General features: G+C 69.6%; 25 protein-coding genes and 1 pseudogene. 15 read left to right on the top strand and 11 right to left on the bottom strand.

The window, feature by feature from the left end; genetic code table 11:
- Positions 1 to 269: 269 nt before the first annotated feature.
- Positions 270 to 908 carry an outer membrane lipoprotein chaperone LolA gene (lolA, locus tag GAK38_RS16470; protein ID WP_325345954.1) on the bottom strand — a complete coding sequence of 213 codons (639 nt, stop codon included), beginning with the start codon at positions 906 to 908 and terminating at the stop codon, positions 270 to 272.
- Positions 909 to 928: 20 nt separating this feature from the next.
- A complete protein-coding gene (locus GAK38_RS16465; RefSeq protein WP_325345952.1) occupies positions 929 to 3,259 on the bottom strand; it encodes a DNA translocase FtsK in 2,331 nt (776 codons plus the stop codon).
- 203 nt (positions 3,260 to 3,462) lie between these two features.
- Here GAK38_RS16465 and trxB point away from each other — a divergent pair, with 203 nt between their 5' ends.
- From trxB to GAK38_RS16440, 5 genes are all read left to right on the top strand, one after another.
- Complete coding sequence (trxB, locus tag GAK38_RS16460; RefSeq protein ID WP_325345950.1) at positions 3,463 to 4,422, top strand: thioredoxin-disulfide reductase; 960 nt, start codon at positions 3,463 to 3,465, stop codon at positions 4,420 to 4,422.
- A 153-nt stretch (positions 4,423 to 4,575) separates the two neighbouring features.
- Positions 4,576 to 4,809 carry a 50S ribosomal protein L28 gene (rpmB, locus tag GAK38_RS16455; RefSeq protein ID WP_325345948.1) on the top strand — a complete coding sequence of 78 codons (234 nt, stop codon included), beginning with the start codon at positions 4,576 to 4,578 and terminating at the stop codon, positions 4,807 to 4,809.
- Positions 4,810 to 4,831: 22 nt separating this feature from the next.
- A complete protein-coding gene (gene rpmG / locus GAK38_RS16450) occupies positions 4,832 to 5,002 on the top strand; it encodes a 50S ribosomal protein L33 (RefSeq protein ID WP_325345946.1) in 171 nt (56 codons plus the stop codon).
- A 123-nt stretch (positions 5,003 to 5,125) separates the two neighbouring features.
- Positions 5,126 to 6,757 carry an ExeA family protein gene (locus GAK38_RS16445; protein ID WP_325345944.1) on the top strand — a complete coding sequence of 544 codons (1,632 nt, stop codon included), beginning with the start codon at positions 5,126 to 5,128 and terminating at the stop codon, positions 6,755 to 6,757.
- A 4-nt stretch (positions 6,758 to 6,761) separates the two neighbouring features.
- The gene (locus GAK38_RS16440) at positions 6,762 to 7,412 is read left to right on the top strand and encodes a general secretion pathway protein GspB (RefSeq protein WP_325345942.1); all 651 of its coding nucleotides are present in this window, start codon (positions 6,762 to 6,764) and stop codon (positions 7,410 to 7,412) included.
- Between the two features lie 19 nt (positions 7,413 to 7,431).
- Here the strand turns inward: GAK38_RS16440 and GAK38_RS16435 are convergent, their stop codons facing one another.
- Positions 7,432 to 9,018, bottom strand: coding sequence for an aminotransferase-like domain-containing protein (locus GAK38_RS16435; RefSeq protein ID WP_325345940.1), 1,587 nt, complete (start codon positions 9,016 to 9,018; stop codon positions 7,432 to 7,434).
- Positions 9,019 to 9,204: 186 nt separating this feature from the next.
- On the opposite strand from GAK38_RS16435, the gene GAK38_RS16430 reads away from it, so the two are divergent.
- Positions 9,205 to 9,537, top strand: coding sequence for a hypothetical protein (locus GAK38_RS16430; RefSeq protein WP_325345938.1), 333 nt, complete (start codon positions 9,205 to 9,207; stop codon positions 9,535 to 9,537).
- On the opposite strand, the gene GAK38_RS16425 is transcribed toward GAK38_RS16430, so the two are convergent.
- Positions 9,512 to 10,726: a DesA family fatty acid desaturase gene (locus GAK38_RS16425; protein WP_325345936.1), complete on the bottom strand. Its 1,215-nt coding sequence runs from the start codon at positions 10,724 to 10,726 to the stop codon at positions 9,512 to 9,514. The genes GAK38_RS16430 and GAK38_RS16425 overlap by 26 nt on opposite strands.
- A gap of 143 nt (positions 10,727 to 10,869) precedes the next feature.
- Positions 10,870 to 12,144, bottom strand: a complete 1,275-nt coding sequence (locus GAK38_RS16420) for an RsmB/NOP family class I SAM-dependent RNA methyltransferase (RefSeq protein WP_325345934.1) — start codon at positions 12,142 to 12,144, stop codon at positions 10,870 to 10,872.
- Positions 12,145 to 12,198: 54 nt separating this feature from the next.
- On the opposite strand from GAK38_RS16420, the gene GAK38_RS16415 reads away from it, so the two are divergent.
- Positions 12,199 to 12,450, top strand: a complete 252-nt coding sequence (locus GAK38_RS16415) for a DUF1653 domain-containing protein (protein WP_325345932.1) — start codon at positions 12,199 to 12,201, stop codon at positions 12,448 to 12,450.
- A 78-nt stretch (positions 12,451 to 12,528) separates the two neighbouring features.
- Here the strand turns inward: GAK38_RS16415 and GAK38_RS16410 are convergent, their stop codons facing one another.
- A complete protein-coding gene (locus GAK38_RS16410; RefSeq protein WP_325345930.1) occupies positions 12,529 to 12,804 on the bottom strand; it encodes a hypothetical protein in 276 nt (91 codons plus the stop codon).
- 328 nt (positions 12,805 to 13,132) lie between these two features.
- On the opposite strand from GAK38_RS16410, the gene GAK38_RS16405 reads away from it, so the two are divergent.
- The 5 genes from GAK38_RS16405 to GAK38_RS16385 all read left to right on the top strand — a co-directional run bounded on the left by GAK38_RS16405 (position 13,133) and on the right by GAK38_RS16385 (position 15,721).
- Positions 13,133 to 13,678: a hypothetical protein gene (locus GAK38_RS16405; RefSeq protein ID WP_325345928.1), complete on the top strand. Its 546-nt coding sequence runs from the start codon at positions 13,133 to 13,135 to the stop codon at positions 13,676 to 13,678.
- 61 nt (positions 13,679 to 13,739) lie between these two features.
- Complete coding sequence (locus tag GAK38_RS16400) at positions 13,740 to 14,072, top strand: hypothetical protein (protein ID WP_325345927.1); 333 nt, start codon at positions 13,740 to 13,742, stop codon at positions 14,070 to 14,072.
- A 54-nt stretch (positions 14,073 to 14,126) separates the two neighbouring features.
- Positions 14,127 to 14,285 carry a hypothetical protein gene (locus GAK38_RS16395; RefSeq protein WP_325345926.1) on the top strand — a complete coding sequence of 53 codons (159 nt, stop codon included), beginning with the start codon at positions 14,127 to 14,129 and terminating at the stop codon, positions 14,283 to 14,285.
- Between the two features lie 76 nt (positions 14,286 to 14,361).
- A complete protein-coding gene (locus GAK38_RS16390; protein ID WP_325345924.1) occupies positions 14,362 to 15,072 on the top strand; it encodes a flagellar basal body L-ring protein FlgH in 711 nt (236 codons plus the stop codon).
- Positions 15,073 to 15,136: 64 nt separating this feature from the next.
- Complete coding sequence (locus GAK38_RS16385; RefSeq protein ID WP_325345922.1) at positions 15,137 to 15,721, top strand: chalcone isomerase family protein; 585 nt, start codon at positions 15,137 to 15,139, stop codon at positions 15,719 to 15,721.
- A gap of 69 nt (positions 15,722 to 15,790) precedes the next feature.
- Here GAK38_RS16385 and GAK38_RS16380 read toward each other — a convergent pair whose 3' ends face one another.
- Complete coding sequence (locus tag GAK38_RS16380; RefSeq protein ID WP_325345920.1) at positions 15,791 to 16,804, bottom strand: ATP-binding protein; 1,014 nt, start codon at positions 16,802 to 16,804, stop codon at positions 15,791 to 15,793.
- Positions 16,805 to 16,960: 156 nt separating this feature from the next.
- Positions 16,961 to 17,695: a response regulator gene (locus GAK38_RS16375; protein WP_325345918.1), complete on the bottom strand. Its 735-nt coding sequence runs from the start codon at positions 17,693 to 17,695 to the stop codon at positions 16,961 to 16,963.
- A 234-nt stretch (positions 17,696 to 17,929) separates the two neighbouring features.
- Between GAK38_RS16375 and GAK38_RS16370 the strand changes: the two genes are divergently transcribed.
- Positions 17,930 to 18,592, top strand: a complete 663-nt coding sequence (locus GAK38_RS16370; protein WP_325345916.1) for a hypothetical protein — start codon at positions 17,930 to 17,932, stop codon at positions 18,590 to 18,592.
- A gap of 145 nt (positions 18,593 to 18,737) precedes the next feature.
- On the top strand, positions 18,738 to 19,292 hold the full coding sequence (locus GAK38_RS16365; RefSeq protein ID WP_325345914.1) for a hypothetical protein: 555 nt from the start codon (positions 18,738 to 18,740) through the stop codon (positions 19,290 to 19,292).
- A gap of 12 nt (positions 19,293 to 19,304) precedes the next feature.
- On the opposite strand, the gene purN is transcribed toward GAK38_RS16365, so the two are convergent.
- Positions 19,305 to 19,886 carry a phosphoribosylglycinamide formyltransferase gene (gene purN, locus GAK38_RS16360; protein ID WP_325345913.1) on the bottom strand — a complete coding sequence of 194 codons (582 nt, stop codon included), beginning with the start codon at positions 19,884 to 19,886 and terminating at the stop codon, positions 19,305 to 19,307.
- 20 nt (positions 19,887 to 19,906) lie between these two features.
- Here purN and GAK38_RS16355 point away from each other — a divergent pair, with 20 nt between their 5' ends.
- Positions 19,907 to 20,602: a YceH family protein gene (locus tag GAK38_RS16355; RefSeq protein WP_325345911.1), complete on the top strand. Its 696-nt coding sequence runs from the start codon at positions 19,907 to 19,909 to the stop codon at positions 20,600 to 20,602.
- 54 nt (positions 20,603 to 20,656) lie between these two features.
- Here GAK38_RS16355 and GAK38_RS16350 read toward each other — a convergent pair.
- Positions 20,657 to 21,448: pseudogene (locus tag GAK38_RS16350) on the bottom strand (TRAP transporter large permease); the annotation flags it as partial.
- Positions 21,449 to 21,477: 29 nt separating this feature from the next.
- Positions 21,478 to 21,888, bottom strand: a 411-nt coding sequence (locus tag GAK38_RS16345; RefSeq protein ID WP_325343662.1) for an IS3 family transposase, incomplete at its 5' end; no start/stop codon positions are given.

Below are 21,888 nucleotides of genomic sequence, written 5' to 3'. Positions count from 1 at the left end.
CCATGTTTGTTGATCACGCGATGGAGCCGGCCTCGCCGTCCCTCCCCGCCCGGCTGCGCGGCAGCGCCATCGCACCGCCGCCCGAGGCGTAAACGATTGTAGAAATCGGGGTTTGCGGGCCGTCGCGGGTTTTCCCTGCAAAACGGCGGCGGGAAGGCGAGGCTTCAGCCTTCTGCAAGCATGGCGCAGCCGCCCAGGAAGGCGGCACAGATACCCCATACGGCATAGGCCGACAGCGCCTGTGGTACAAGCGCTTGAGCGGGATACCCCTACTGCTTCACTACGTCGGCGCCAGCCGGCGGTTTGAAGGTGAAGGTCGCGGGCGGCAGCGCCAGATTGGCCTGCACATTCTCGAAGCGGATCAGCGAGCGCTGTCCGAAGTTGTCGCGCATGTCGAGCGCGGCCAGCGTGTCGCCGCGAAAGCCCACCTTCACGCTCTGCAGCTGGCCATCCCGGGCCTTGGGCGTGGCCAGCACCCACTGCAGGCCGTCGGCGTCCGGCGCGGCTTCGAGCGTGAAGTCGGCCTGGAGCGACTTCAGGTCCGGCGTGGCCGCGAGCAGCGCCGCCGGCGTGGCGCCGAGCGCCTGCGACTGCGGGCGCTCGGTCACCTGGTTGAGGTCGGCGTCGTAGAGCCACAGCGATCGGCCGTCGGCCACGATGGTCTGGGCGAACGGCCTGGTGTAGACGAAGCGGAAGCGGCCGGGCCGCTGGAATTCGAAGGTGCCGCTGGAGTTGCGGGTGCGCGCGGCCTGGCCGTCCCTGGGCGGCGAAGTCACCGTCTGGGTAAAGTCGGCGCGGCCGCTGCGGGTGGATTGCAGGAAGCGGTCGAGGCTCGCGAGGCCGTCGGCCTGGGCCGCGAAGGCGGCGCCGGCCAGGGCCAGCGCGGCGGCGATGCGGGAAAGCGTCATGGGTCGGATGGAGGAAGGAATCATTCGGCGCGGGCCGGCACCAGGATGTCGCGCTTGCCGTCGCCGCTCATCGCGCTGACCAGGCCGGCCTTTTCCATATCCTCGACGAGGCGCGCCGCGCGGTTGTAACCGATCTTCAGGTGGCGCTGCACCAGCGAGATGCTGGCCTTGCGGTTCTTGAGCACGATCTCGACGGCCTGGTCGTACATCGGGTCCTTCTCGCCGCCCTCGCCACCGCCTTCGCCGAACGCGCCGCCGTCCTCGCCATCGACCGTGCCGCCTTCGAGCACGCCCTCGATGTAGTCGGGCTCGCCGCCCTGCTCCTTGAGGTAGCTGACGACGCGGTGCACCTCCTCGTCGGAGACGAAGGCGCCGTGCACCCGCACCGGCAGCCCGGTGCCGCTGGCCATGTAGAGCATGTCGCCCATGCCGAGCAGCGCCTCGGCGCCCATCTGGTCGAGAATGGTGCGGCTGTCGATCTTGCTGCTGACCTGGAACGCGATGCGCGTCGGGATGTTGGCCTTGATGAGGCCGGTGATCACGTCCACGCTGGGCCGCTGGGTCGCCAGGATCAGGTGGATGCCGGCGGCACGCGCCTTCTGCGCCAGGCGCGCGATCAGCTCCTCGATCTTCTTGCCCACGACCATCATCAGGTCGGCCAGCTCGTCGATCACGACCACGATGTGCGGCAGCCGCTGCAGCGGCTCGGGCTCCTCGGGCGTGAGGCTGAACGGGTTGTAGATAAACTCCTCGCGCGCCTTGGCCTCGTCGATCTTGGTGTTGTAGCCCGCGAGGTTGCGCACGCCGAGCTTGCTCATGAGCTTGTAGCGGCGCTCCATCTCGGCCACACACCAGTTGAGGCCGTGCGCGGCCTGCTTCATGTCGGTGACCACCGGCGCGAGCAGGTGCGGAATGCCTTCGTAGACCGACATTTCGAGCATCTTCGGATCGATCATCAAGAGGCGCACGTCGCGCGCCTCGGCCTTGTAGAGCAGGCTCAGGATCATCGCGTTGATGCCGACCGACTTGCCCGAGCCGGTCGTGCCGGCCACGAGCACGTGCGGCATCTTGGCCAGGTCGGCCACGACCGGCTTGCCGACGATGTCCTTGCCCAGGCCCATCGTGAGCATCGACTTGGCCTCGTGGTAGACCTGCGAGCCGAGGATTTCGGAGAGGCGGATGGTCTGGCGCTTGGCGTTCGGCAGTTCGAGCGCCATCGTGTTCCGGCCCGGAATGGTCTCCACCACGCGGATCGAGACGAGCGACAGCGAGCGCGCCAGGTCCTTGGCCAGGTTGACCACCTGCGAGCCCTTCACGCCGGTGGCCGGCTCGACCTCGTAGCGGGTGATGACCGGCCCGGGCGAAGCCGCGACGATGCGCACCTCGACACCGAAGTCCTTGAGCTTCTTCTCGATCAGGCGGCTGGTCATCTCCAGCGTCTCGGGCGAGACGGTCTCCTGCCGCGCCTGCGCTCCGTCGAGCAGGTCGATCTGCGGCAGCGGGCTGTCCGGCAGCTCGGTGAAGAGCGGCTTCTGGCGCTCCTTGACCACGCGTTCGCTGCGGGGTACATCGACCAACACCGGCTCGATGATCTGCACCGGCACAGGAGGATGCTCCTCGGCCTCGTGGCGCTCCTCCTCCAGCACGGCCTCGCGCTCGCGCGCGGCGCGCTTGCCCACGGCCACGTCCTTGGCGATTTCGCGCTTCTCGCGCCGCCATTCGACCAGGCCGACCAGCCGCGCGCCCAGGCGCTCGGCCAGGTGGCCCCAGGAGAAGCGGAACACCAGCGACACGCCGAGCACCACGCCCATGATGCCCAGCAGGCCCGAGCCGGTGAAGCCCAGCCACTGCACGCCGGCCGGCCCGGTCAGGTAGCCGAGCACACCGCCGCCGTGGCCCGGCAGCCAGCGCTCGAAGCGGTACAGGCGCGACCATTCCAGCGCCGTGCTCGCGACCAGCAGCAGCGCGAGGCCGCCCCAGAAGGCCGCCCGCGGCGGCAGCAGGCCAGTCACCGCGCCGGGCTCGCCGGCGCGCATCCAGCGCGCCAGCGAGCGCAGCCAGGCGCAGACCGCGCCGGCGACGGCCCACCAGACCGAGAATCCGAGCAGGAAGTAGCTGCCGTCGGCCAGCCAGGCGCCGAGCCGGCCGCCCCAGTTGCGCGCGGCGGCACCGACGCCCGAGGTGGACCAGGCCGCGTCCTGCGGAGAGTAGCTGAGCAGCGACAGCAGCCAGAACACGAGCGCCAGCAGACCGACCACCAGCCCGATCTCGTGGGCGAAACGGCCGGCGGCTCCGCGCGGGCCGCCCTTGGCCGCCGTCGAGGAATTGAGGGTGTTCAGGGAATAGGTCATAGGGTGCGCGGCGAGCTTACCCCATGCCCCTGACGGGCCTGGCCCCGCGCGCCCGGCATTGTGCAACCGCTTCTTACAATGGCTGCCATTGAAATCCGCGAACGGCGGCCGCCGTGCCGCCGGTTGATACTCGCGGCTTCGCCCCCAGACTTCCCCAAACGTGCGCCCCCGCCGCGCACGCCTGCATTGCAAAGGACCGGACCATGTCCACGACCACCAAGCACGCCAAAGTCCTCATCCTCGGCTCCGGCCCGGCCGGCTACACCGCCGCCGTCTACGCCGCCCGCGCCAACCTGAAGCCGCTGCTCATCACCGGCATCGCCCAGGGCGGCCAGCTCATGACCACGACCGAGGTCGACAACTGGCCGGCCGACGTGCACGGCGTGCAGGGCCCGGACCTGATGCAGCGCTTCCTCGAACATGCCGAGCGATTCAACACCGAGATCGTGTTCGACCATATCAACCAGGTCGATTTCAGCCGGCGCCCGTTCACCCTGACCGGCGACAGCGGCGTCTACACGGCCGACGCGGTCATCATCGCCACCGGCGCCTCGGCCAAGTACCTGGGGCTGGAGTCGGAGCAGCACTTCTCGGGCCGCGGCGTCTCGGCCTGCGCGACCTGCGACGGCTTCTTCTACCGCGACCAGGACGTCTGCGTGGTCGGCGGCGGCAACACCGCCGTCGAGGAAGCGCTGTACCTGGCCAACATCGCCCGCCGCGTCTACCTGGTGCACCGCCGCGACAGGTTCAAGGCCGAGCCGATCCTCGTGGACAAAGTCCACGACAAGGTCGCCGCCGGCAAGATCGTGCTCAAGACCCACCGCACGCTCGACCAAGTGCTGGGCGACGACAGCGGCGTGACCGGCATCCGCCTGCGCAGCACGCAGGACGGCAGCACCGAGGACATCGAACTCAAGGGCTGCTTCATCGCCATCGGCCACCAGCCCAACACCGAGCTGTTCCAGGGCCAGCTGGAATTGAAGGACGGCTACATCGTCACCCGCAGCGGCAGCCAAGGCTTCGCGACGCAGACCAGCATCCCGGGCGTGTTCGCCGCCGGCGACGTGCAGGACCATGTCTACCGCCAGGCCATCACCAGCGCCGGCACGGGCTGCATGGCGGCCCTGGATGCCCAGCGCTTCCTGGAGCAGAACGAGGCCTGACCGGCAGCCTGCTACACTCGCTGGCTCTGCTGAATCCGGCTGGCTTCTCGCTGGCCGGTCTTCCGGTGAAAACCTGGGTTACCGCCACCCCTATCTGGCGAGGTGAGGCCCCCACGTGAGTGGCGGCCGTTGAATCAGTATCGGAGTGTCCACATGGCACGCGTATGTGAAGTCACGGGCAAGGGCCCGACGACCGGGAACAACGTTTCCCACGCCAACAACAAGACCAAGCGCCGGTTCCTGCCGAACCTGCAGTACCGCCGTTTCTGGGTCGAGAGCGAAAACCGCTGGGTGCGCCTGCGTGTTTCGAGCGCAGCGCTGCGCCTGATCGACAAGAACGGCATCGAGTCCGTGCTCGCAGACCTGCGCGCACGGGGCCAGGCGTAACCAGCCCCACCAGGAGAACGACATGGCTGCTAAAGGCGGACGCGAAAAGATCAAGCTGGAATCCACCGCGGGTACCGGCCACTTCTATACCACCACCAAGAACAAGAAGACCACGCCCGAGAAGCTTCTGATCACGAAGTTCGATCCGAAGGCTCGCAAGCACGTCGAATACAAGGAAGTGAAGCTGAAGTAATTCGGCGCGCTTCTTCGAAGACACGAGAGCCCTTCCGGCCCCGGCCGGAGGGCTTTTTCTTTGACTGGCCACCCAGGGCGCGCCGCCACGGCCGTCACGTTCGGGCGTTATGCTCGCGCCCTTATGTACGCCCGGTTCTTCGGCCTGCGGCAGGCGCCGTTCTCCATCGCGCCCGACCCGCACTACCTTTTCATGAGCGAGCGGCACCGCGAGGCGCTCGCGCATCTGCTCTACGGGCTCGACGCGGGCGGCGGCTTCGTGCTGCTGACGGGCGAGATCGGCACCGGCAAGACGACCGTGTGCCGCTGCTTCATGGAGCAGATCCCCGCGCACTGCAACGTCGCGTACGTCTTCAACCCCAAGCTCACGGCCATCGAACTGCTGCGCACTGTCTGCGACGAGTTCGGCGTGGCCCACGCGCCCGCGGCCACGGGCGCCGAAACGGCCAAGGACTGCATCGACCCGCTCAACGCCTTCCTGCTGGAGGCCCACGCGGCCGGGCGCAACAGCGTGCTCATCATCGACGAGGCGCAGAACCTGTCGCTCGACGTGCTGGAGCAGCTGCGCCTGCTGACCAACCTGGAGACCAGCGAGCGCAAGCTGCTGCAGATCATCCTGATCGGCCAGCCGGAGCTGCGCGCCCTGGTGGGCAGCCCGTCGCTGGAACAGCTCGCGCAGCGCGTGATCGCGCGCTTCCACCTCGATACCCTGAGCGCCGGCGAGACGGTGCAGTCCATCGCGCACCGCTTGGCCGTCGCGGGCCTGCAGGGGCCGCTGCCGTTCGACCGCCGCGCGCTCAAGCGCATCCATGCGCTCGCGCGCGGCGTGCCGCGGCGCATCAACCTGCTGTGCGACCGCGCGCTGCTCGGCGCCTATGCCCAGGGCGTGCAGCAGGTCGACGAGGCAATCGCGGTGCGCGCGGCGCGCGAGGTATTCGACGCCGGCACGGCCGCGCCCGGGCTGGCACGCACGCCGCGCTGGACCCTGGCCGCGGGCGCCGGCCTGCTCGTGGGTGCAGCCGCCGTGGGCGCCGCCGGCTGGGCGGCGGGCCTGTGGCCGCCCCAACGCAGCGCGCAAACCGTCGCCCGGAAGAATCCTCCAGGCACCGCGCCCACACCTGCACCAGCCCCGGCCGATGCCGCCCAGGACCTGGCCGCCTTCATCGCCCGCCAGCCGCGCGACGAGGACGGCGCCTGGCAGGAACTCGCCGCTGCCTGGGATGCCAGGCCGCTCGACGGCGACGACGCCTGCGCCAGCCTCGCGCGGCAGGGCCTGCAGTGCTACCGCAGCCGGCCCTCGGACCTGGCGCAGCTGCGGCGGCTGGACCGCCCCGCGCTGCTGATGCTCTATCCCGGGGACGGTGCCCGGGGCACGCCCGTCGTGCTCCGCCATCTCGACGGCGGCATCGCCACGCTCGAACGCGCGGGCCACCGCCTGCGCCTGCCCGTCGCCAGCCTCGCGCTCGCATGGCGGGGCGAGTTCTCCACGCTCTGGCACGCGCCGCCGCAGTCCGCAGAGACCCCGGCCGGCCGGAGTGCGGCCGAGGCTTGGCTCGATGCCCAGTTGGCCGCCTGGCAGGGCGGCAGCCAGGATGCATCAACAGCGGCCGGCGCCGGCGAGAAGCGCCGCCAGCGCACCCTTCGCTTCCAGCAGGCGCAGGGCCTCGTGTCCGACGGCTACGTCGGCCCCCTCACTTTCATGCAGCTCAACCGGACCGCCGGCGTGAGCGAACCGCGCCTGAGCGCCGGAGGCTGACGCCATGTCCTACATCCTCGATGCCTTGCGCAGAGCCGAGGCGGAACGCAGCCGCGGCGCGCTTCCCGGCGTGCACACGCCGGTGCCGCCGGCGGCCGCCGTCCTTCCCGCGCAGGGCCGGCCGACGGTCCTTCGCCCGGCCGCCGCCATGGCCGCGGCCGGCGTGCTGGCCGCCCTCGCCGCAGCGGCATGGTGGTCTGCGCACCGGCCGGGGACCGGACCCGCGGCCGCCACCGTGGCGCAGCCGCCCGCCACCGCGCCGGACCACGCCATGCCAGCAGCGCCGCAGCCTGCGCAAGCCGAACCGCCGCCGGCTGCGAAGCCGCGCGTCCGACCGGTGCCGGCGCCGCCTGCGCAAAGGCCCGCAGCACCCAAACCCACCCCGCCTCCCCCATCCCCTGCGGCGCCCGCGCCTGCGGCCGAAGCGGTCGGCTTCGCCAGGGACGTGCCCGAATCCGTGCGCCGGCAGCTGCCGAACCTTCAGGTCAGCGGCGTCAGCTATTCCTCCAATCCCCAGCACCGCATGGCCATCGTCAACGGCCAGGTACTGCGCGAAGGCGATGCGGGAGCCCCCGGCCTCGTGCTCGAACGCATCGAGCCGCAGCAGACGGTGTGGACCTTCGGCGGCTACCGCTACGCGGTGCCGATGCACTGAAGAGGTGCGCGCCGCGGGCTCACGCCCCGCCCGCGGTGCGCCCCAGCAACTCACCCAGCTCGCGGTACGCCTGTTCCACCCGGGGCGTGAACGGCATGCCGCAGGACAGCCGCAGGAAGCGCTCGTAGCGCCCGGTGTTGGAGAACATCGGCCCCGGCGCGACGCGGATGCCGCGGGCCAGCGCCGCGTCGTAGAGCCGCATCGACGACAGGCCCTCGGGCAGCTCCAGCCACAGGCTGAGCCCCCCGCGCGGCAGGCTCAGCCGCGTGCCGGCCGGGAACCAGCGGGCGATCGCCTGGGCCGCGCTCTCGCGCTGCTGCCGCAGCTGCGCGCGCAGGCGGCGCAGGTGCCGCTCGTGCCCGGGCGAGCCCACGCTGCGCGCGGCCAGCAGTTGCGACCAGGTCTGCATGTTGCGTGTGCGGGCGAACTTGAGCATCTGCACCCGCTGCTGCCAGCGGCCGGCGTTCATCCAGCCCTGGCGCAGGCCGGGGGCCGAACTCTTGCTGAGTGAGGCGCAGTAGATCACGTCGCCGCCGCGGTCCCAGGCCTTGGCCGGGTGCAGCGGCTGCGGCGACTCGACGAACTCGCGGTAGATGTCGTCCTCGATCAGCGCCAGACCGTGCTCGGCACAGAAGGCCACGATGCGCTGCTTGTGCGCGTCCGGCATGATCGCGCCTTGCGGCATCTGCAGGTGCGGCACGACCACGACGGCGCGCAGCCGCGGCTCGCTGCGCACGGCCAGGTCCAGCGCCTCCAGCGAGATGCCGGTGTGTGGGCTGCACGGGATTTCCAGCGCACGCAGGCCCTGCGCCTCGATGGCCTGCAGGATGCCGAAGAAGGTCGGCGACTCCCCCGCGATCGCGTCGCCGGGCTCGGCCACGGCGCTGAGCGCGAGGTTCACGGCCTCGGAGTTGCCGTGCGTGGCGAGCACCTCGCCGGGCGCGACGCTCACGCCGAAGGTCAGTGCGTGGCGTGCCATCGCGCGCTGGAATTCGGGGTGCGTGGTCGGCGCCGAGGGGCCGTAGACGAGAATGTCGGGCTGCTCGCGCAGCAGCGCCGTGGCCAGCCGGTTGAGCGCACGCGCGTCGAACAGTTCGGGCGCGGGCATGGCGTTGCCCAGGTCCACACGCAGCGGCCCGGCGCGGCGGGCCTTCTCCAGGATCAGCGAGATGTGGCGGTTGATGCCGATGAAGGGTGTGTCGTCGGCACTGGCGAAGGACGCATGCAGCGCGGGCTCGCGCACCAGCGGCAGCGCGGCCAGCGAGGCATCCATCGCGGGGGGCAGCAGCGCGTATAGATCGGGTTCGCGCGCAGCCGGCAGCCGCACGAGCGCCGGGTCGCGCACGAAGTAGCCCACGCGCGGGCGTGCCTGGAGCCGGCCCTGCTCCTCCAGAAGCCGCAGTACGTGCAGGCCGGTCGACAGGCTGATGCGGTGGCGCAGCATCAGCTCGCGCACCGACGGCATCCGGCTGCCGGCCGCGAGCGTGCCCTGCTCGATCGCCTGCGCATAGTGGCGCGCCAGGCGCAGGTAGAGCGGCGCGCCGGCCGCCTCGTCGGCGGCTGGGGGCTGGGTGGTGGCGTCGGGTCCGATGGTGGGCAACAGCATGGCGCGGCCATCATGCCGCAGGCCGCTGCATCGCAACAGATACACACGGACCTGCTGCCATGCACAACAGCGGCAAAAAAACACGGGTGATGCGCAACAGCCGCCGCCCGGCTGTGCCTGCCGCGGAACCGCCCTGCGCCCTACGCTGGAGGCCCGTCTTCTCCAAGCCTCTTGCCGGAGCCTTCCATGTCCCCGATCCACCTGACCCTGCGCCCCGATGAACAACGGCTGCACCAGCTGCCGGCGGGCAGCGAGCTGCGCTGCCTGTGCGGCACGGTCATGCTGCTGGCCATGCCGGGGCTGGGCTGGCCGCCGCGCGTGCTGCCGGCCGGCCAGGCCATGCACTTCGCGCAGCCGGCCTGGGTCGCGCTGCGGGCGGACGGCGCGGCAACGGTGGCCATCGCTGTCCACCAGCAGGAGCCGGCCGCTCCAAAAGAAAGCCGCCAGGCCCTCGACGGACTCTGGCGGCTCGGCAGGGAGTGCCTGCGCGTGCTCAGACGCAGGCGGCGCGCAGCCTGACCGAGAACTCGCGCAGCGCAGCGATGCCGCTTTCCTCCGCGCGGCGGCACCAGGCCTGGAGGTCGGCCGTGAGCTGCTCGCGCGAACGCGTGGTGTTGAGCCAGATCTGGCGCAGCTCCTCGCGCATGGTCAGCATCTTGTCGAGCACCGGATGGTCCTCGCGGGCGCGGGCCACCTGGGGCTTCGCACCGGCCGGCACCTTGTCGGCGTCGCGGTGCAGCCAGCGCCTGACCGACTTGAGGGCCGACACGTCGCCGCGGCGGGCCTTGAGCTGGTCGATCTCCTCGCGGCAGGCCTGGCGCACGCCGCGGGCGTAGGTGGCCATGACCTCGTAGCGGTTGGCGATCACGGCTTCGAGCGTCTTCTCGTCGGCCACCGGCTTGACCTCGCCCAGGCGCAGGCGCGGCGCGGTCTTGCGGACCCTGGCCCAGCCGATCTTCTCCATCGCACGGATGTAGCCCCAGCAGATGTCGAACTCGTAGGGCTTGACCGAGAACTTGGCTGAGGTCGGGTAGGTGTGGTGGTTGTTGTGCAGTTCCTCGCCGCCGATGATCAGGCCCCACGGCACGAGGTTGGTCGAGGCGTCGCTCGCCTCGAAATTGCGGTAGCCCCAGTAGTGGCCCAGGCCATTGACCACGCCGGCGGCCCAGAATGGGATCCAGGCCATCTGCACCGCCCACACGGCCGCGCCGGCGGCGCCGAACAGCGCGAGGTCGAGGATCAGCATCAGCCCCACGCCCTGCCAGCCGTAGCGGCTGTAGACGTGGCGCTCCAGCCAGTCGTCGGGCGTGCCGTGGCCGAACTTGGCCATGGTTTCCTTGTTCTTGGCCTCGGCGCGGTACAGCTCGGCACCCTTCCACATCACCGTCTCGATGCCGCGGGTCTGCGGGCTGTGGGGATCGTCCTCGGTCTCGCACTTGGCGTGGTGCTTGCGGTGGATCGCGACCCACTCCTTGGTCTGCATGCCGGTGCCGATCCACAGCCAGAAGCGGAAGAAGTGCGACGGAATGGGGCCCAGCTCCATCGACCGGTGGGCCTGCGTGCGATGGAGGAAGATGGTGACGGCCGCGATCGTGATGTGTGTGGTCACGAGCGTGTAGAGCACGATCTCCCACCAGGCCAGGTCCCAGAGGCCGTGGCCCAGCCAGTCGATCGCCGCGTTCAGCACGGCCCAGTCCGGAAGCAACATAAACGGAAGACTCCTTGCGGAATTGGCAGCCGCGCAGGTGCGCGGCAAAGCATGGATTTTAGGACCCGGGCGCCTTTGCGGCCTCGGCAATTCCCCGGCTGTTACCGGTCTTGTGTGTAAGAACGTGCAGCGGCGGCGCCGGCCTACCTGCGCTGCCAGACCGCGGCGAAGAAGCCGTCGGTGCCGTGCCGGTGCGGCCACAGCCGCAGGTAGCGCCGCGGATGTTCGGCCGAGCCGACGGCCAGCGTATCGGCCTGCCCGACCTTGAGGCGAGCCAGTTCCTCTCCCGCCTCCACCGGCACGAAGTCCGCCTGCGCGGCGGCGAAGGCTTCGGCGATGGCTTCGTTCTCCTGCGGCAGCACGCTGCAGGTGGCATAGACCAGCCGGCCCCCCGGCTTCACCAGCCGCGCGGCGCTGGCCAGAATGGCCGTTTGTTTGGCAACCAGTTCCTCGACCGCCTTGGGCGACTGGCGCCACTTCAGGTCGGGGTTGCGGCGCAGCGTTCCGAGGCCGGAGCACGGCGCGTCGACCAGCACGCGGTCGATCTTGCCGGCCAGGCGCTTGACGCGGTCGTCGCGCTCGTGGGCGATGGCCGCCGGGTGGACGTTCGACAGCCCGCTGCGCGCCAGCCGGGCCCCGAGCGCGTCGAGCCGGTGGGCCGACACGTCGAAGGCATAGAGCCGGCCGGTGTTGCGCATGGCGGCGCCGACGGCCAGCGTCTTGCCGCCGGCACCGGCGCAGAAGTCCACCACCATCTCGCCGCGCCGGGCGTCGAGCAGCAGAGCCAGCAGCTGCGAGCCTTCGTCCTGCACTTCAATGGCGCCGCGGGCGAAGGCGTCGAGCTTGGTCAGCGCGGGCTTGCCGTCCACCCGCAGGCCCCAGGGCGAATACGGCGTGGGCACGGCGGCGATGCCGGCCTGCCGGAGTTCCTGCTGCACTTCGGCCCGCTTGGCCGACAGGGCGTTGACCCGCAGGTCCAGCGGCGCGGGCTCCAGCAGGCTGGCCGCGAGCGGCCAGAAGCCGGCGCCGAGCTGCGCCTTGAGCGGCGCGGCCAGCCATTCGGGCAGGTTGTGGCGGTGGCGCTCCAGCAGGTCGGCGTCGGCGACCTTGTCGCAGGCGGCCAGCCAGGCCTTCTCCTGGTCGTTGAGGGCCGACAACAGGAAGTCTCGGGGGCCGTGGAAGCCCAGAATGGCCAGACGCCGCTCGCGCGGGCCGCTGCCCGAGGGCGCGAAGTGCTCGAAGCGCAGCTTGCGGCGCAGCACGTTGTAGACGGTTTCGGCCAGCGTGGCGCGTTCGCGCGGACCCAGGCCGCGGTGGTCGCGGAAGAAGCGAGACACCACGGCGTCGGCCGGGTGTTCGAAGGCGAGGACGAGCCGGACGAGTTCCGAACAAGCGTCCAGCAGGGCTTTAGGATGCATAAGCGCACTATTGTCCCATTCGCCCGCCGCACCGGCCCCAGGAGCAGACACGCCATGACCGCCGCTCCCTCCCCCCTGCCCCCGCTGATCGAGACGCCACCGGGCCGCTACCGCCACTACAAGGGCGGGCTCTACGAGGTGGTGGCCACCGTGCGCCACGCCGAGACGCTGGAGCCGCTGACGCTCTACCGCGCGCTCTACGGCGAACCGGGCCTGTGGGTCCGGCCGGCCGCGATGTTCAACGACGACGTGGAAGTGGACGGCCGGCAGGTGCGCCGCTTCGAGCGTGTGGCGGACGGCGACTGAGCATTCCACATACTCCCCCCTCAAGGGATCGCCAGTCCCTATCCGTCACCCCCTTTCAAAGGAACCGGGCAGGAGTATCTAAACGAACATGTCTACTACGCGCCCCAGCGTGCCGATGGTTCGAGACGCGTAGCCTGCGGCCGCTTTGCCGGCCGAGACGGCGCCATCGACCACTGCACCCGCCGCGTCGCCCACGATGCCGCTGGCCAGCGGCACCAGCCCGCTGGTCTGGGCGGCGAAAGCCGCGCCGACCGCGCTGCCCAGCACGTCGCCCAGCGTGGCATTTGGCGAACGCGACGCCTGCGCCAGCTGCACCGCGCTGCGGGCGACCTGCGTGGACTGGAAGATGTTCATGCGCGGTTTGTATCACGTGTCTCTATGTATCGGAACCGATCGGTACAATAAAGATACATATTAATATGAAACTATACAAATAAGAAACAATAACTCAATTTTTCGGAAATTATGATACTGTATTCATATTAAATCAAAATTTCTCCCATTTTTCAGTCATATTATTACGTATATGTACATTACAATTATGTAATTGTATTGATACAAAACCGACAATATATATATATTGACCGGTTAATTGAAGCCATTTGCCCTGCCTTATCCAAGGACCGCCGCAAATGCTCCATTCCTAATATTCCGCTCACCCTTCACTTCACGGAGATTCAACGTGAGCGGCATTTCATCCATATCGGGCAGCAGTTCGGCCTATATCGCGAATACGGCCGCGCGCACGGCCTCCACCGCGGCGGCCGACAGCGGCGATTCGTCGCTCGGCGACACGGCCAGCGCCATTTATTCCTTCAGCGCCGAGAGCCTGGAAAAGCTCGGCGAGGCGGCCCAGAGTGGCCTCGAAGCGATCGGCGACGCCTTCTCCGAGGTCGGCACCGCCATCGGCTCGGCCGTGGACAGCGTGGGCGACCAGTTGGAGGAATGGGGCGACGAGATCTCCAGCGCTTGGCAGGAAGGGGTGCAGGGCGTGGCCAGCGTCGGCGATGCCATCGGCACGGCGGCGACTGACTTCGCCCACGAGGTGGAGGACGCCGCCGGCAATGCCGCCAATGCCGTGACCGACGCGGCCAGCGACACGGCCAGCGCCGTGGCCGATGCGGCCAACTCGGTGGTGGACGCCATCAGCAGTGCCGCCAAGAACGCCGCGGCCTACTTGGCGCTGGGCGCGACCAGCATCCGCGCCGCCATCGACGAGATCGTATGAGTGCCGCCCGGCCACTCCAAAGGGGCTCGCACCTGCAGTCCGCAGGACGGAGGGCAGTCCGGTGAACGCAGCCACCGCCCTGCGGCTTGGTCTGCTGATCGTGGCGGCATCCCAGGCCGGCTGTTCGATCCTGAGCCCCGAGCCGACCTGGGAGCTGATCAAGGCCACCGGCGGGCTGGCCGCGGTGGCGCTGTCGCAGGCGCCGGCCAAGGCCACGAACACGGTCTACCACCTGCACGCGCCGTTCAAGAAGGTCTGCATCGAATTCAATCCGCGCACCCAGGTGCCGGACATGGTGCCGGCGCTCCAGGCCGAACTGCGCAACCGCGGCATCGAAAGCCGGGTGTTCGACAGCGAAACGGCCGGCCGCAACTGCCCAGTGTGGCTCAGATAGGCGGCGCAGTTCGAATGGGATATTCCGCCGCTCAGCAGCCAGTACCGCGCCTACGTGACATCGGCCAGCCTGACGCTGCGCAGCAGCAACGGCGTGGTGCTGTCCACCAGCGAATACCAGCTCGATTCGCTGCTGGGCTTCGGCAAATGGTCGACCACGCGCGAAAAGATCGGGCCGGTGGTGGCCGCGCTGGTCACCGGCTTCGAAGACTGATCCCGGGCGTCTTTCGGTTATCGGCAGCAACCTCCCCATTTTCTTTCCGTATTTCTTCACCGCAGGAGCATCCACCATGCGCAGACCCGACGCGCCCGCCACCTTTTCCGCCCCGCTGCTCGCCGCGGCCAGCGCCGTGCTGGTGCCGCTGCTGGCCGGCTGCGCCAGCGACAGCCTCGTGACCGGGCCGGTCGGCGCCATGCCGCTGCCGCGCCCGGCAGCCATCGAGCGCGTGGCCACCGGCGGCATCTACCAGGCCGCCACCTTCAACAGTGCCTTCACCGGCCGGCGCAAGCCGCTGGCCGTGGGCGATGCGCTCAAGGTGGAGATATCCGAGTCCATGAGCGCGACCAACAAGGCCAAGACCGACGCCAGCCGCAAGAACACCATGGTCGCCAAGGGGCCGGGCGGCTCCAGCGACGTGAGCTTCCTGCACAAGCTGCTGAACCTGGACGCGTCGGCCTCGGGCAGCGATTCGTTCAACGGCGACGGCTCCTCGTCCAACTCCAGCAGCTTCACCGGGACCATGGCCGCCTCGGTCATCAACGTGCTGGCCAACGGCAACCTCGTCGTCGCCGGTGAACGCAGCATCTCGATGAACGGCGATGTCAAGCTGCTGCGCTTCTCGGGCGTGGTCGATCCGCAGGACCTCAAGCTCAACAACACCGTGGCCTCGGCCGACGTGGTCAACGCGCGCTTCGAGATCGCCGGCCGCGGCGACGTTTCCGAGGCCGGCCGCCGCACCTGGCTGCAGCGCGTGCTGACCAGCAGCATGGCGATCTGGTAGCGCGGCCGCGCCGCTGCCTGCACCAGCCGTCTTTTCTTTTTCTTTGTCACCCCAGGAGAAAGCAATGATCACTCCCCTCCAGAGCGCGGCGCTGGCCGTGGCGTCGTGCATCGCAGCAGCCGCTCCGGGCGCATCGCAGGCCGCCAACGTCGGCGGCGTGGAACTCGAGGACTCGGTGCAGTTGGCCGGCCGCCAGCTCACGCTCAACGGCGCGGGCATCGGCTTTCGGCTGGTGTTCAAGGTCTATGCCATCGGCCTGTATCTGCCGGACCGCCGGCGCACGACCGAGGCGGTGCTCGCGACCGACGGGCCGCGGCGGCTCTTCATCACCCTGCTGCGCGACGTGACGGCCGAGGAGTTCGAGGAGGCCATCCTCGACGGCGACGACACGGCGGAGCCGGCCATCGCCGCGCAGCTGGCGCAGCTGGGCCGCACCATCGCCTCGCGCGCCAGGGGCCTGCGCCGCGGCGACCTGCTGACGCTGGACTGGATCCCGGGCACCGGCACAGTGGTCGAACTCAACCGCAAGCCGCTGGCCCGCCCTATGGGCGACCTGGCCTTCTACAACGCGCTGCTCAACATCTGGCTCGGCGAAAAGCCGACCGACCCGGCGCTCAAGCCGGTGCTGCTGGGGCAGGCCCGGCTCTGAGATTCCAGAATACTCCCGTAGCCAACCTTCCCATGCGCCCGGCATTCGCGCGCTACAGGCATATACCCCTCAGATACTGCGCGGCAGCTCGATGATGGCCTCCAGCCCGCCGCCCCCGCGGTTGCGCAGCAGCAGCCGGCCGCCGTGGCGCGCGGCGATCTCGCTGGCGATCGACAGGCCCAGGCCTGCGCCGCCGGAATCGCGGTTGCGTGACGCTTCGAGCCGGTAGAACGGCTCCAGCACCCGCTCCAGCTCGTCGGGCGGCAGACCGGGGCCGCGGTCGGTCACGGCGATGCGCACGGCGTCCGGCGCATCCGCGATATGAATCTCGACCGCGCCGCCGGCATAGCGCAGCGCATTGCCGACCAGGTTCTCGATGCAGCGCCGCAGCGCCGACGGCCGCACCGCCAGCGGCGCCGCGTGCCCCTGCACCTGCACCGCGGCCCCCTCGCAGGACCGGTCGTCCGCCACGGTCTGCGCCAGCGCGGCCAGGTCCACCGGCACCGGTTGCTCGCCGTCGGCGGCGCCGCGCAGGTAGTCGAGCGTGAGGCGGATCATGTCGTCCATCTCGGCGATGTCGCGGCTGAAGGCGGCGCGCTCGCGCTCGTCCTCCAGGGTCTCGGCCCGCAGGCGCAGCCGGGTCAGCGGCGTGCGCAGGTCGTGCGACACGGCGGCGACGAAGCGGTCGCGCTCGGCCAGCTGCTGGCGGATGCGGGCCTGCATCTGGTTGAACACCCGGGCCGCCTCGCGCGACTCGACCGTGCCGCCGGTCTCGGGCAGCGGCGGGCGGTGGATGTCGCGGCCCAGCGCGCGCGCCTGCGCCGCCAGCCGGCGCACCGGCCGCGCCAGCCAGCGCGCGCCGATCCAGGCCGCAAGCAGGAAGGCCAGCAGCCGCACGGCGATGTCGAGCACCAATGTGGAGGTCGACGGCCCCGGCGGCCCGCCCTGAGGCCGCAGCTCGACCATGAGTGCGATCGCGCCCGCGTGGCTGACCACCGCGGTGACGAACAGCAGCAGCGCGAGCCGCCCGAACAGCGTGCGCGGCAGCAGGCGATGAAACCGTGCCCGAAGCCTATCCCTCATCGCCCGCCACCGCCTGCGGCCTTCGCAGCTGGCACAGCCCAGGACCAGCGGACGCCGTGCAAGGGCCGCCCCGCGGCACCGGCGTCGCCCCCCTTCCCGGAGCGCGAAGTGCGCAGAGAGAAGGGGGAGCCGCACAGCGGCTCGGGGGGAGGCGCTTCAGTTCCTCCATGCGGCCTGGCCTTGTACCGACCGGGCATTGAAGAGATAACCCGCGCCGCGCACCGTCTTGATCATGGCCGGGTCGCGCGGGTCGTCGCGCAGCTTGTGGCGCAGGCGCGAGACCAGCAGGTCGATGCTGCGCTCGAAGGCTTCCATCGAGCGGCCGCGCGCCTGCTCCATCAGCTGGTCGCGGCTGAACAGCCGGCGCGGCGTGCTGAGGAAGGTGCAGAGCAGCCGGAACTCCGCATTCGACAGCGGCACGGCCACGCCGTCGGGCGAGGTGAGGAAGCGGGTTTGCCGGTGCAGTTCCCAGCCGTCGAAGCGGACCACGTCGCTGGCCGGGTCGGGCTGGCTCGCGTCGCCCGCGGTGCGGCGCAGCACGGTCTGGATGCGCGCGACCAGTTCGCGCGGCTCGAAGGGTTTGCCCATGTAGTCGTCGGCGCCCAGTTCCAGGCCCAGCACGCGGTCATAGGGGTTGGAGCGCGCGGTCAGCATGATGATCGGCAGGCGCGAACGGTTGCGCACCTCGCGCGCCAGCGCCAGGCCGTCGCGGCCGGGCAGCATCACGTCGAGCACCAGCAGGTCGATCGGGTGGGTGGCCAGCAGCGCGTCCATGCCGGCGCCGTCGGACGCGGCATGCGCGGTGAAGCCAAAGCGGCCGAGGTAGTCGCAGAGCAGCGACGTGATCTCGTGGTCGTCGTCGATGACGGCGATATGGGAAGAAGTAGACATGGGCAGAGAATCCGGCGGCGCGTCATGGGCGGCGCCTGACGCCAGCATATTCCCCAAAAGTGGATACAAATCTGCCGTATATGGGATAAATATACGATATTTGCCGTCCATACTGTTACGAGCGGGACACCATGCCCCACTCCGGCCCGCCGACAATCGGCGCCCGTGCACCGCGCCGGCCCGGCGGAGCGGCGGTGCCTGGACCCTTCCCTCTCTCCGCCGAGGAATCCTCCGATGAGCTCCATCAGCGCCCTCAGCGGCAGCACCGCCGTCTGGCAGACCGCTGGCGCGCAGCAGCCCTCCCGCAGCGTGCGGCAACCGCCCTTCGTCCAGAACGAGGCGCACGAGGTCGACGGCGCCGATACCGACAGCACGTCCGCCGAGGTGCAGCACCTGCCGTCGCCGCCGCCCCCTTCCACGCTGGACTTCGCCGCCGGCCGCAGCGACGAGGACGATGACCTGTTCGCTCGGCTCGACACCGATGGCGTCGGCAGCGACGGCCTGTCGACGCTGCTCGACCAGTTCGCCGAGGACACCGGTACCGCGGCGGCCGACGTCCTCGCGGCGCTCGACCAGGACGGCGGCGGCGCGCTGAGCGCGTCCGAACTTACGGCCGACGCGACAACGGACGACACCACGGCCGCCACCGACCCGCTGCTACAGATCTTCGACGCCATCGACGGCAACGGCGACGGCAGCCTGAGCAGCGACGAGGCCCAGGACTTCGCCGATGCCCTGAGCCAGGCCGTGGCCGGCAACGACGGCGGCGCCGCTGCGGCCGTCGACACCCGCACGCGCCAAGCTGCGGAGGCCCGCCGCCATTACGACCAGGTGGCCGGCAGCGGCGCTTCTTGGGAGCAGCGCGCCCTGGGCGGCAGCGTCAACCAGGGCGTCTGAGACCGCGTTTCCGGCGCTCCCATAGGACGTTGGCCCCAGGGCGGCATTGCTTCCGTCCTACAGCATTGCCGCACAAGACCGGCGTAAGTTGGCGTCCACACACTCGGCGGCTGCGCGCTGCCGGGGAGAGCCAAGGAGCGCAACGATGGATCACATGCTGCAAGGAATGTTCGGGGAGCAGTCGCTCACCAAGGTCGCTGGCTTGTACCCGCAGGAAAGCGACGCGCTGGCCACGGCCCGCCGCGCGCGTGGCCTGCCCGGCATGCAGCCCGGGCAGGTGCGGGTGCTGGGACCGCAGGACGCGCGCTCCTGGCGCGGCGAATGGCTGGGGCGGCAGATGGAGCCCGAGGACGGCGGCATCTTCCAGACGCTGATCCGCGCCCACATGGTCGCCGGCCTGGCCGGTGCCGTGGCCGGCATGCTGCTCTACATGTGGCTGTTCCAGAACGGCCAACCGATGGTGATCGCCAGCCCCTTCCTGTCGCTGATCGCGATCGTGGGCTTCGCCATCGCGTTCGGCCTGCTGGTGGGCGGGCTGGTCACGCTGCGGCCGGACCATGTACGCCTGATCAGCACGGTGCGCCAGGGCCTGCGCGCGCAGAAGTGGGCAGTCGTGGTCCATGCGCTCGACGGCCACCAGGCCACGCTGGCGCGCGATGTGCTGGAAGACAGTGGCGGTTCGGTCGTCCGAACCCTGTAATAAGAAAGATGCTCAGCGTGCCGAGATGAGGGCGCGCACCACGGCCGGATAGATGCGGTGCTCCTGCACCAGCACCCGGGCCGCGAGGTCCTGGGCCGTGTCGCCCGGCAGCACCGGCACCACGGCTTGGTCCAGGATCGGACCCACGTCCAACTCCTGCGTCACGCGGTGCACCGTGGCGCCCGCGAACTTGCAGCCGGCGTCGATGGCGCGCTGGTGGGTGCGCAGGCCCGGGAACGCTGGCAGCAGCGAAGGATGGATGTTGACCAGCCGGCGCTCGTAGCGGGCGACGAAACCCGGGGTCAGGATGCGCATGAAACCCGCCAGCACGACCAGCGCAGGCTCGTAACCGTCGATGCGCGCGGCCAGGGCCGCGTCGAAGCTCTCCCGATCGGCGAACGCCTTGTGGTCCAGCGACTCGGCCGCGATGCCGTGGTCGCGTGCAAACTGCAATCCTCCCGCGTCGGCCTTGTTGCTCACCACGGCCGCCACGCGTGCGCCGTAGCGCTCCTTCCAGTTCTCGGCGGCGGCGGTGCGCACGATCGCCGCCATGTTGGAGCCGCCTCCCGAGATCAGAATCACGATGTTCTTCATTGCGCCGAATTGTCTCATCCATGCCCCTCCGCCCTCTTGACCCCGTGGAAGTCCGCGTCCTCGCGACGCTGATGGACAAAGCCCGCACCGTGCCCGACAGCTATCCGCTGTCGCTCAACGCCCTGCTGTCGGGCTGCAACCAGAAGACCAGCCGCGACCCCATCCTGACCCTTGCCGAGGCCCAGGTGCAGAAGGCGCTGGACGAACTGCGCCACCTGTCGCTGGCGGTCGAATCCAGCGGCGGCCGGGTGGCGCGCTGGGAGCACAACTTCCAGCGCGCCATCGGCGTGCCGGACCAGTCGGCCGCCCTCCTCGGACTGCTGATGCTGCGCGGCCCGCAGACCGCCGGCGAACTGCGCATCAACACCGAGCGCTGGCACCGCTTTGCCGACATCTCGTCGGTCGAGGCCTTCCTCGACGAACTGGCCGAGCGCTCGGAGGAAAAAGGCGGCCCGCTGGTGGTGCGGCTGCCGCGCCTGCCGGGCGCGCGCGAGCACCGCTGGGCCCATCTGCTGGCCGGCCCGGTCGATGGGACGGCCGAAGCGGACACGGTCTCCGCCGCATCCGGGGCCGCTGCCGGATCCGCGCCGGCCCTGCAGGCGCGGGTGGTTGCGCTGGAGGGCGAGGTCGCTGCGCTGCGTGCGGCGCTGGAGCGGGTGTGCAGCGAGCTGGGCCTGCCCGCGCCCGCGGCATCTCTCGATAATCAAGGGGTATGACCTTCAGGCCGGCGCAGTCCGCCGGCCTCGGGCCGCCCACCACAGGAGTATCAACTAGAACCCCAGCACGTGCGGCAACCAGGTCGAAATCGCCGGCACGAAGGTCAGCGCCATCAGCACGACGAAGTGCGCGACCAGGAACGGCGGCAGTTCCTTGGTCAGCGCCGTCAGCGGCACCTTGGTCGCGACCGTGGTCACGAACAGCAGCCCGCCCACCGGCGGCGTGATCATGCCGAGCGTGAGGTTGACGATCACCACCATCGCGAAGTGGATCGGATCGATACCCAGCGCGGCCGAGATCGGCGCGAGGATCGGCACCAGGATCATCACGCCGGGCAGCGGCTCCATGAAGATGCCGAACAGCAGCAGCAACACGTTGACCGCGATGAGGAAGACGGTGGGCGACAGGTTCCAGCCCACGATCGTTTCGGCCAGCTTCTGCGGCACGCCGTCGATGGTCAGCACCCAGGCGAACGCGGCCGAGGCGGCCACCACGAACAGCACCGAGGCCGTCAGCAGGGCCGAGCGCGCCGCGATGTGCGGCAGCGCCTTCCATTCGAGCGTGCGGTAGACCCACTTGCCGCAGACCAGCGCGTAGAACACGGCCACGACCGAGGCCTCGGTCGGCGTGAAGATGCCGAAGCGGATGCCCACCAGGATGATGACGATGAGCATCAGCGCCGGGATCGCCTTGACGCTGTTGACCAGGATCTCGCGGCCCGACGGGCGCGGCTCGCGCGAGCGGTAGTCGCGCCGGCGGCAGACGCGCCAGTTGACGAAGGCCATGGCCGCGGCGATCAGCAGGCCCGGCACGAAGCCGGCGATGAACAGCGCGCCGACCGAGATGATCTTGCCCCTGATTTACGGACACCTATCTAAGCGACATTGGCCAGCTCGTACTGCTCTGGGCTGAGGTAGCCCAGGGTCGAGTGCAGCCGGATCCGATTGTAGTCAACCTCAATGTAGTCAAACACATGAGCCTTGGCCTGCTCCCGTGTGGCGAGGTGTTCACCATGGATGGCCTCGACCTTCAGACTGTGGTTCCAACTCTCCATTGCTGCGTTGTCGTAGCAGTTGCCTCTGGCACTCATGCTGGCGATCAAAGCGTATTGCTCCAACAGGGCGCGGTGCTCGCGCGAGCAGTATTGGCTACCACGGCCAGTATGCACGATCACTCCCCGAGGCCGATTGCGAGCAAACAGCGCCATGCGCAGCGCGTCGCAAACCAGCGTAGCCGTCATGCGCTCAGACATCGACCAGCCCACAACCTTACGCGAATACAGGTC

This window comes from Xylophilus sp., from assembly GCA_009914555.1.
GTDB lineage: Bacteria > Pseudomonadota > Gammaproteobacteria > Burkholderiales > Burkholderiaceae_C > WNDY01.
Note: the sequence above shows the minus strand (reverse complement) of the source record. Positions and strands in the feature narration are given on the sequence as shown.

Excerpts from the sequence above, each read along its gene's own strand:
- GAK38_RS16370 (WP_325345916.1), top strand. The coding sequence starts at position 17,930 with ATGAGCTCCATCAGCGCCCTCAGCGGCAGCACCGCCGTCTGGCAGACC.
- lolA (WP_325345954.1), bottom strand. The coding sequence starts at position 908 with ATGACGCTTTCCCGCATCGCCGCCGCGCTGGCCCTGGCCGGCGCCGCC.
- GAK38_RS16415 (WP_325345932.1), top strand. The coding sequence starts at position 12,199 with ATGACCGCCGCTCCCTCCCCCCTGCCCCCGCTGATCGAGACGCCACCG.
- GAK38_RS16390 (WP_325345924.1), top strand. The coding sequence starts at position 14,362 with ATGCGCAGACCCGACGCGCCCGCCACCTTTTCCGCCCCGCTGCTCGCC.
- GAK38_RS16425 (WP_325345936.1), bottom strand. The coding sequence starts at position 10,726 with ATGTTGCTTCCGGACTGGGCCGTGCTGAACGCGGCGATCGACTGGCTG.
- GAK38_RS16380 (WP_325345920.1), bottom strand. The coding sequence starts at position 16,804 with ATGAGGGATAGGCTTCGGGCACGGTTTCATCGCCTGCTGCCGCGCACG.
- GAK38_RS16435 (WP_325345940.1), bottom strand. The coding sequence starts at position 9,018 with ATGCTGTTGCCCACCATCGGACCCGACGCCACCACCCAGCCCCCAGCC.
- GAK38_RS16355 (WP_325345911.1), top strand. The coding sequence starts at position 19,907 with ATGCCCCTCCGCCCTCTTGACCCCGTGGAAGTCCGCGTCCTCGCGACG.
- rpmB (WP_325345948.1), top strand. The coding sequence starts at position 4,576 with ATGGCACGCGTATGTGAAGTCACGGGCAAGGGCCCGACGACCGGGAAC.
- GAK38_RS16365 (WP_325345914.1), top strand. The coding sequence starts at position 18,738 with ATGGATCACATGCTGCAAGGAATGTTCGGGGAGCAGTCGCTCACCAAG.
- GAK38_RS16420 (WP_325345934.1), bottom strand. The coding sequence starts at position 12,144 with ATGCATCCTAAAGCCCTGCTGGACGCTTGTTCGGAACTCGTCCGGCTC.
- GAK38_RS16410 (WP_325345930.1), bottom strand. The coding sequence starts at position 12,804 with ATGAACATCTTCCAGTCCACGCAGGTCGCCCGCAGCGCGGTGCAGCTG.
- GAK38_RS16440 (WP_325345942.1), top strand. The coding sequence starts at position 6,762 with ATGTCCTACATCCTCGATGCCTTGCGCAGAGCCGAGGCGGAACGCAGC.
- rpmG (WP_325345946.1), top strand. The coding sequence starts at position 4,832 with ATGGCTGCTAAAGGCGGACGCGAAAAGATCAAGCTGGAATCCACCGCG.
- GAK38_RS16465 (WP_325345952.1), bottom strand. The coding sequence starts at position 3,259 with ATGACCTATTCCCTGAACACCCTCAATTCCTCGACGGCGGCCAAGGGC.
- GAK38_RS16385 (WP_325345922.1), top strand. The coding sequence starts at position 15,137 with ATGATCACTCCCCTCCAGAGCGCGGCGCTGGCCGTGGCGTCGTGCATC.
- purN (WP_325345913.1), bottom strand. The coding sequence starts at position 19,886 with ATGAAGAACATCGTGATTCTGATCTCGGGAGGCGGCTCCAACATGGCG.
- GAK38_RS16445 (WP_325345944.1), top strand. The coding sequence starts at position 5,126 with ATGTACGCCCGGTTCTTCGGCCTGCGGCAGGCGCCGTTCTCCATCGCG.
- GAK38_RS16375 (WP_325345918.1), bottom strand. The coding sequence starts at position 17,695 with ATGTCTACTTCTTCCCATATCGCCGTCATCGACGACGACCACGAGATC.
- trxB (WP_325345950.1), top strand. The coding sequence starts at position 3,463 with ATGTCCACGACCACCAAGCACGCCAAAGTCCTCATCCTCGGCTCCGGC.
- GAK38_RS16430 (WP_325345938.1), top strand. The coding sequence starts at position 9,205 with ATGTCCCCGATCCACCTGACCCTGCGCCCCGATGAACAACGGCTGCAC.